Annotated in this window: 8 protein-coding genes; all 8 read right to left on the bottom strand. The window is 70.4% G+C overall.

The genetic code is table 11. The features are described 5' to 3' along the window. A partial coding sequence (locus tag U9978_RS17955; RefSeq protein WP_322762296.1) for a shikimate kinase occupies positions 1-486 on the bottom strand: 486 nt, incomplete at its 3' end. Continuing rightward, positions 483-1,709, bottom strand: a complete 1,227-nt coding sequence (aroC, locus tag U9978_RS17950) for a chorismate synthase (protein ID WP_322762303.1) — start codon at positions 1,707-1,709, stop codon at positions 483-485. The genes U9978_RS17955 and aroC, both read right to left, overlap by 4 nt. A 95-nt stretch (positions 1,710-1,804) precedes the next feature. Then, on the bottom strand, positions 1,805-2,461 hold the full coding sequence (locus U9978_RS17945) for an A24 family peptidase (RefSeq protein ID WP_322762295.1): 657 nt from the start codon (positions 2,459-2,461) through the stop codon (positions 1,805-1,807). Next, positions 2,458-3,438, bottom strand: coding sequence for a shikimate dehydrogenase (locus tag U9978_RS17940; protein WP_322762294.1), 981 nt, complete (start codon positions 3,436-3,438; stop codon positions 2,458-2,460). The genes U9978_RS17945 and U9978_RS17940 overlap by 4 nt, the downstream gene beginning before the upstream one ends. Further along, complete coding sequence (mltG, locus tag U9978_RS17935; protein WP_322762293.1) at positions 3,435-4,688, bottom strand: endolytic transglycosylase MltG; 1,254 nt, start codon at positions 4,686-4,688, stop codon at positions 3,435-3,437. Before mltG ends, U9978_RS17940 begins: the two co-directional genes overlap by 4 nt. Continuing rightward, positions 4,685-5,272 carry a Holliday junction resolvase RuvX gene (gene ruvX, locus U9978_RS17930; RefSeq protein ID WP_322762292.1) on the bottom strand — a complete coding sequence of 196 codons (588 nt, stop codon included), beginning with the start codon at positions 5,270-5,272 and terminating at the stop codon, positions 4,685-4,687. Before ruvX ends, mltG begins: the two co-directional genes overlap by 4 nt. A 44-nt stretch (positions 5,273-5,316) precedes the next feature. Further along, positions 5,317-5,595 carry a DUF6167 family protein gene (locus tag U9978_RS17925; protein WP_322762291.1) on the bottom strand — a complete coding sequence of 93 codons (279 nt, stop codon included), beginning with the start codon at positions 5,593-5,595 and terminating at the stop codon, positions 5,317-5,319. Further along, a complete protein-coding gene (locus tag U9978_RS17920; protein WP_322762290.1) occupies positions 5,595-6,137 on the bottom strand; it encodes a DUF948 domain-containing protein in 543 nt (180 codons plus the stop codon). Before U9978_RS17920 ends, U9978_RS17925 begins: the two co-directional genes overlap by 1 nt. Positions 6,138-6,507 lie beyond the last annotated feature (370 nt).

Genomic DNA, 6,507 nt, shown 5'->3' with positions numbered 1-6,507 from the left:
TGTGCGGCCCGCGGTGTCCACCACCGCGGTTGCGACTTCGGCATACAGCGGCGCCCGCGCCCGCAGCATCGCCGTGATCCTGGTACGCGGCCCCTCGACCAGCAGCGGACGGTCCCGGGCCAGACCCACGCGCGCCACCGCGTCACTGACCCTGACGTCGAGGTGGACGACCAGGTGCCCGCGCAACGACGCCCGCGTCGTTGCGTCCAGCACCGCGCCGCCGCCCAGGGCGAGCACGCCGTCATGCTCGGTCAGAGCGCGTGCGACCGCGTCCCGCTCCATGGCACGGAATGCGTCCTCACCGCGCTCGATGAAGATGTCGCCGACCGGCATCCCGGCATGGCGCGCCACATCGGCGTCGGTGTCGCGGAAGGCCGCCCCGAGCCGCCGCGCGAGCACCTGCCCCACCGTGGTCTTCCCGGAGCCGGGCGGGCCCACGAGCACCACAACCGGCCGTCGTCCGCCGCCGCCGTCAGCGGCGATCATACCGGCTCCGACCTGATGATCAGCGACTTCAGGTACGCCTCACAGTTGCGCCGGGACTCCTCCACCGAGTCGCCACCGAACTTCTCCACCGCCGCGTCGGCGAGCACGAGTGCGACCATGGCTTCGGCCACGACCCCCGCGGCGGGTACCGCGCAGACGTCCGAGCGCTGCGCGATCGCGACCGCCTGTTCGCCGGTGGCGACGTCGATCGTGGCCAGCGGCCGGGACAACGTCGAGATCGGCTTCATGGCCGCGCGGACCCGCAGCGGCTCGCCGGTGGTCATCCCGCCTTCAACGCCGCCGGCGCGGTCACTGGTCCGGCGCACCCGATACGGCGCCGCTGGCACACCGTCGGCGGGCAGCCGTTCGATCTCGTCGTGAGCCTGTGACCCCCGCCGCCGGGCCGTGGTGAAACCGTCACCGAACTCCACTCCCTTGATGGCCTGGATGCCCATCAGCTCACCGGCGATCCGGGCGTCGAGGCGACGGTCACCGTGAACGTAGCTGCCCAGCCCCGGTGGACAACCGTAGGCCAGGACCTCGACGATCCCACCGAGGGTGTCGGCGTCCCGGCGGGCCGCGTCGATCTCGGCGACCATCCGGATACTCGTCGCCGGGTCGGCGCACCGGACCGGGTCGGCGTCCACCACATCCATGGTCACCGGCTGTGGTGGTGGCGATCCCGGCGGTATCTCCACGCTGCCGATCGCCACCACGTGCGAGACGACCTCGATGCCGTATGCCTGGCGGAGCAGGGCCTTCGCGACGGTCCCGAGGGCGACACGCGCCGCGGTCTCCCGCGCGCTGGCCCGCTCGAGTACGGGCCGGGCGTCGGAGAAGCCGTATTTCTGCATCCCGGCCAGGTCCGCATGCCCGGGTCGGGGCCGGGTCAGCGGAGCGTTTCGGGCCAGACCCGCCAGCTCCGCGGCGTCGACCGCATCGGGCGCATCGGGCGCCATGACCTGGCGCCACTTGGGCCACTCGGTGTTGCGGACGAGGATGCTGACCGGACCGCCCAGGGTGAGACCGTGGCGCATGCCCCCCAGCAGCTCGACCTCGTCACGCTCGAAGCTCATCCGCGCGCCACGGCCGTGCCCGAGGCGGCGGCGGGCGAGTTCGTCTGCGATCTGGGAGCTCGACACCCGGATACCGGCCGGTAGCCCCTCGACGGTCGCCACCAGAGCCGGGCCGTGCGACTCCCCTGCAGTCAGCCAACGCAGCATGAATCCAGTCTTCCACGCATGCCTGTCGTCGCATGCCTGTCGTCGCACGCCGGTCATCGCACGCCGGTCATCGACGCGAACCGGCCAGGCGTTGGTCAGCGGCTGCCCAGGACCGCGACGAAAGCGCCCGCAAGCAGAAACGGCCCGTAGGCGATGTGCGCGCGCAGACTCGCCCGCCTGGTCACCAACAGAAGCAGTGCCCACATCCCGGCCAGCGTCATCCCCACCATGAACCCGGTGAGGACGACCGGAGCACCGAGCCACCCGAGGGCGCCGCCGAGCAGGCCGGCCAGCTTCACGTCACCGAACCCGAGACCGGCTCCGGGTAACGCCCACAGCGCCGCGGACACCGCGGACACGACCGCCGCGGCCAGCACACCGCGCAGCCACCGTCCCGGATCCCCATCGGTGAGGGCCGCTATCCCGAACAGCACGGCCAGGATCGGATAGGACGGCAACGTGAGCGCATCGGGCAGGCGATGAACCCGGATGTCGATGACGGCCAGCGTCACGCCCACCACCCCCAGGTAGGCGTATGCCGGCAACCAGTTGACATGGTCGGCCAGCTTGACGGCGAACGCGACGACCACCACGCCGGTGAGCACGCCCAGCCACCAGCTGGTGGGTACCGGCCTGCGGATCTGCCCACCGTCCACCGGCCCGAAGGCACCCACCAGCGCGGGAAGCACCGGCACGGCGCCCAGCGCGGCAAGAACGATCACGCTGGTGAACGCGATCGCCGGGAGGTTCACACGGGTGTCCCGCCGCCGGAACCGACGGCTGTGGTCGGCGCCGATCCAGATCCCCGACCCGATGCCGATGGGGACCGCGATGTCGGGGTCGATGCCGGCCGCACCGCCAACGCCCGCCGGCCCGCCTCGAGGAGCAGACCGACATCCACCTCGGCGCCGGTGAACAGCCGTACCTGGCCGACCGCCTGGGCCGCGAGTACGACCAGCCCACCAGCAAGCGCCGCTCCGGCGGCCTGTGCGCGGGCAGCCAGGCGGGTGGGCCATGGGTGGTAGAGCAGTTCGACCAGCGCGGTCGAGGACGGCCACGGGTGGCGTGCCAGATCGTCGGTCACGCCGGCCGGGGTGGTCGCGAGGACGATGTCGGCGCCGCGCAGGGAGACCGGCCCGCCCGGACGGGTGAGGATTGCCGAATCCGGTGCTCCCCAACGGTGGACCGTGACGCCGAGCCCGAGCGCGCCACCGATGTCGACCAGGGGCGCCGCCGCGGCGGGACGGCGCGCAAGCAGGTCGACCCGGTCGGCACCGAGGCTGGCCAACGCGCCGAGGGCGGCCCGCGCGGTTCCCCCCGCGCCGAGCACCAGGGGGCTACGCGGTGCCACGCCGTTACCGAGAACCTGGGTGACCGCGTGGGCGATGCCCATGACATCGGTGTTGAACCCGTGCAGGCGCACCGGTGTCCCGCCGGTCGGGCCCGGACGGACGACGACGGTGTTGGCGGCGCCGAGAAGCGCCGCGGTGTGGTCGAGTGTGTCGAGCAGTGTCAGAACGGCTGTCTTGAGCGGCATGGTGAGCGACAGGCCCGCCCAGCTCGGATCAGCCCGTACCCGGCCGAGCAGCTCCGCCAGGGCGCTCTCATCACATTCGACGGCCGTGTAGTCCCAGTCGAGTCCCAGTGCCGCATAGGCGGCTCTATGCAGAATCGGTGACAGCGAGTGCACCACCGGCATGCCGAGGACGGCAGCCCGCCGGCGGGTCACGATCCTCCCTCGGAACGGTAGCGGGCAAGCGCTTCCTGCCACTCCTTGTCCGTGGTCGCGAAAATCGTCACATTCGACTTCGGCAACGACACGAAGTACATCCAGCGCCCCGCCGCTGGGTGCAGCGCGGATTCCAGCGCCCACCGGCCCGGGTTGGAGATGGCCCCCGGCGGCAACCCGGACACCTTGCGGGTGTTGTACGGGTTGTTGGTGTTCAGCTGATTCTCGGTCAGCGGACCCTCGTACTCGTTGAGCGCATACCGGGTGGTCGAGTCGAGGTCCAGCCGACGGAAACCCCCGGAGGTGTCGGCAAGCCGGTTGTAGATGACCCGGGCCACCTTCGGCCCCTCCTCGGGGTTCTTCACCTCGCGCTCGATGATGGACGCGACCGTGATGATGTCCTGCGGGGTACGGCCGAGAGCAGCCGCGCCGGCCTCGATGCCGAGGGATGCAGTCTCGGCTTTGAACCGATCGACGAACATTTTGACGGTGGCGCTCAACGACGCGCCTGGTTGCAAATCGTAGGTGAACGGGTACAGATAGCCCTCGACCCCACTGGCATAGGACGGCAGCTGGATCTCGCCCGGGTTCTTCGCGATGGCCTCGAGCGCCGAAAGCGGCTGGCCGGTACGGTCCGCGAGCGCCGTGAGGACCTGCCGGGTGGTCATGCCCTCGGCGATGGTGAGCCGGAACAGCGCGTGCGACCTGGCGTCGAGCAGCGCGGCGAGTGCGTCGACCGCGCGCACTCGCTGCTTGACCTTGTAGAAGCCCGGCTGGATGGAGCGCGACCGCTCGTCGGCCGCGGCCGCGTTGACGAACGCTGCCGGGGTTCGCACGACTTCTGCGGACGCCAGCACCCGCGCGATGTCGCGGGCGGTTGACCCAGCTTGGATCTGGATGATGACCGAGCCGTCACCGGGCCCGGCGAAGTCGGCGGCCGACTCGCCCTTCGCGATGCGCCCGATCACCTTCCCCGCGCCGTAAATGCCGCCACCGAGCAGTGCAGCCACAATGACCAGGATCGCGACAAGCTTCGGAACGGCAGCGGGTCTGCGTTGTCCGGCCTGGTTACGCCTGCTGCGCCGACCACTGTTCGACGTGCCACTGTTCGACGTGCCGCGGTTCGACGTGCCGTCGTCGGTGTAGTCGTCGTCGGTGTAGTCGTCGGTGTAGTCGTCGTCGGTGTGGTCCTCGGGCCTACCGCCGTTCGGCGTGTCGCCGAGCAACTCATCGAGATCATCGCCGATCATGGACTGTCCGCGGGTCGGTCCGACCTCGGTGCCTCGACTCCCCGGCGCCCGCGCACAGAAGCATCGTCCACCCGTTGACCGGCAGGCGGCGTGACCGCTGCCTGGGCTGCGCCCCCGGGCGGCGGGGCGTCCAGCACGGATTGCAGGATCTGCACCGCTGCCTCCTGATCCACAACTCCACGACGAGCCCGGGTACGCATGCCACGTTCAGCCATCCGACGGTGGGCCACAACCGTGGTCATCCGCTCGTCGACCAGCCGAACCGGGACAGGGGTCACCCGCGCCGCGAGAAGATCGGCGTAGGCCCGGGCCTGACGGGCCGCTGGCCCCTCGACCCCGGACAGCTGTGTCGGCAAACCCACGACGACCTCCACAGCCCGACGATCCCGAATAATAATTGCAAGCTCATCAAGATCGTGTTGCATTCGGGGATCACGTCGCAACGTCGTCACCGGAAAAGCGATCCTCGCATCAGGATCGCTGGCGGCGATTCCCACCCGTACCGTGCCCACGTCCACACCGACGCGCACGCCCGTCGGGCGGGTCACCGAGCGCCCCCGCTCGTCCGGCGGGTCACCGGGCACCCCCGCCCCCGCCCCCGGACGACGTCCCGGACCTCCCGGACCGGTTAGCGGCGGTGCGCATCCGCAACGTCCGGCACGTCGGCTCGTAGGTCTGATGTGCCGTCCGGTGCGTCATCATCACCGGCGCCGATCCCGAGAGCCTGCCGAAGTTCATCCTCCCGCTCCGCCATGCCCTCCCGGACGTCCGCCACGAAATCCTGCACCGACTGCGCGAGGGAACCGGCCATGTGCTGCGGGGTGAGCGTGGACGCCGCGCGGGCGGCCCGCCGAACGGTGACCACGCCGACCGCCGCACCAAGGGCGATATAAAACATTCGGGGCATTATGCACTCCTGCTCTCGGCCTCGGGTACGCCGGCCCCGGGTACGCCGGCCCCGGATGCCTGCAGCCCCGTTACCGCGACGCCTGCCGTGCCGGCGCGCCGCGCGGCCCGCCGGGACGCGCGGTCGGCCTTGATCTCCGCCGCGACCCGCGACTCGATGTCCGCGCGGCTCCGCTTGGCCGCCGCACGCCGAACCCCGTAGGTGAACGCCGCGACCCGTACGACCGGACCACCGAGCGTGGCCGCGAACAGCGACGTGAGCGAGGAGATGTTCGTCGAGATCGACTGCACGTTCGCCGTGATGGCGTCGACCCGGTCCAGCTCCTTGTTCACATGGCTGAGAGCAAGGTTCACCTCGTCCACGGTCGCGCCCGCCTGCCGCACTCGCGCGGTGCCCTCGTCGATGGCAAGCCCGGTCTGACGAACCCGCGCGGCCGCCTCATCGAAGATCTTCCCGAGCTTGAACAACACGTAGCAGCCGAACAGGACGAGCACGGAGAACGCCCCCGCCGCGATCAGTCCCGCGATCGCACCACCGGACATGTGTGCTCCGCCTCCGCTGTCATGGGCCGTAGCCCGGCCATATCGTCATAATTCAGAACGATTGTCATGATTCAGTAATATCGTCGTAACCCAGCAACTCCGGCGCCCGGGCGCGGTACCCGACAGCATCGGGGTACCGGCTCACGGCCATCCGGTGGATGTTCATCCAGTACCGGCCGTACCACCGACATCCGCCAGATCCGCCCTGGTGGACTCCTGCGGTGGTCACGGTCGGCGGACCGGCCAGGAACACCCAAGGCCGGGGCGTTCCTGGAGCGACCCTACCGAGCGCGACCGGCTTCGTGGTCGCTCGCCCCTGACGGCTCGTCCACATCGCCGTGGGCGGCGGCCGGATGACCGGTGCCTCGCA

This window comes from Protofrankia sp. Cr2, assembly GCF_963555885.1.
In the GTDB taxonomy this organism is placed as follows: domain Bacteria; phylum Actinomycetota; class Actinomycetes; order Frankiales; family Frankiaceae; genus Protofrankia.
This window is presented reverse-complemented; position numbering and strand designations above follow the sequence as displayed.

What these genes read in the sequence shown, in the direction of transcription:
- U9978_RS17920 (WP_322762290.1), bottom strand. Translation starts at nt 6,137, where the DNA reads ATGTCCGGTGGTGCGATCGCGGGACTGATCGCGGCGGGGGCGTTCTCC.
- aroC (WP_322762303.1), bottom strand. Translation starts at nt 1,709, where the DNA reads ATGCTGCGTTGGCTGACTGCAGGGGAGTCGCACGGCCCGGCTCTGGTG.
- U9978_RS17925 (WP_322762291.1), bottom strand. Translation starts at nt 5,595, where the DNA reads ATGCCCCGAATGTTTTATATCGCCCTTGGTGCGGCGGTCGGCGTGGTC.
- mltG (WP_322762293.1), bottom strand. Translation starts at nt 4,688, where the DNA reads ATGATCGGCGATGATCTCGATGAGTTGCTCGGCGACACGCCGAACGGC.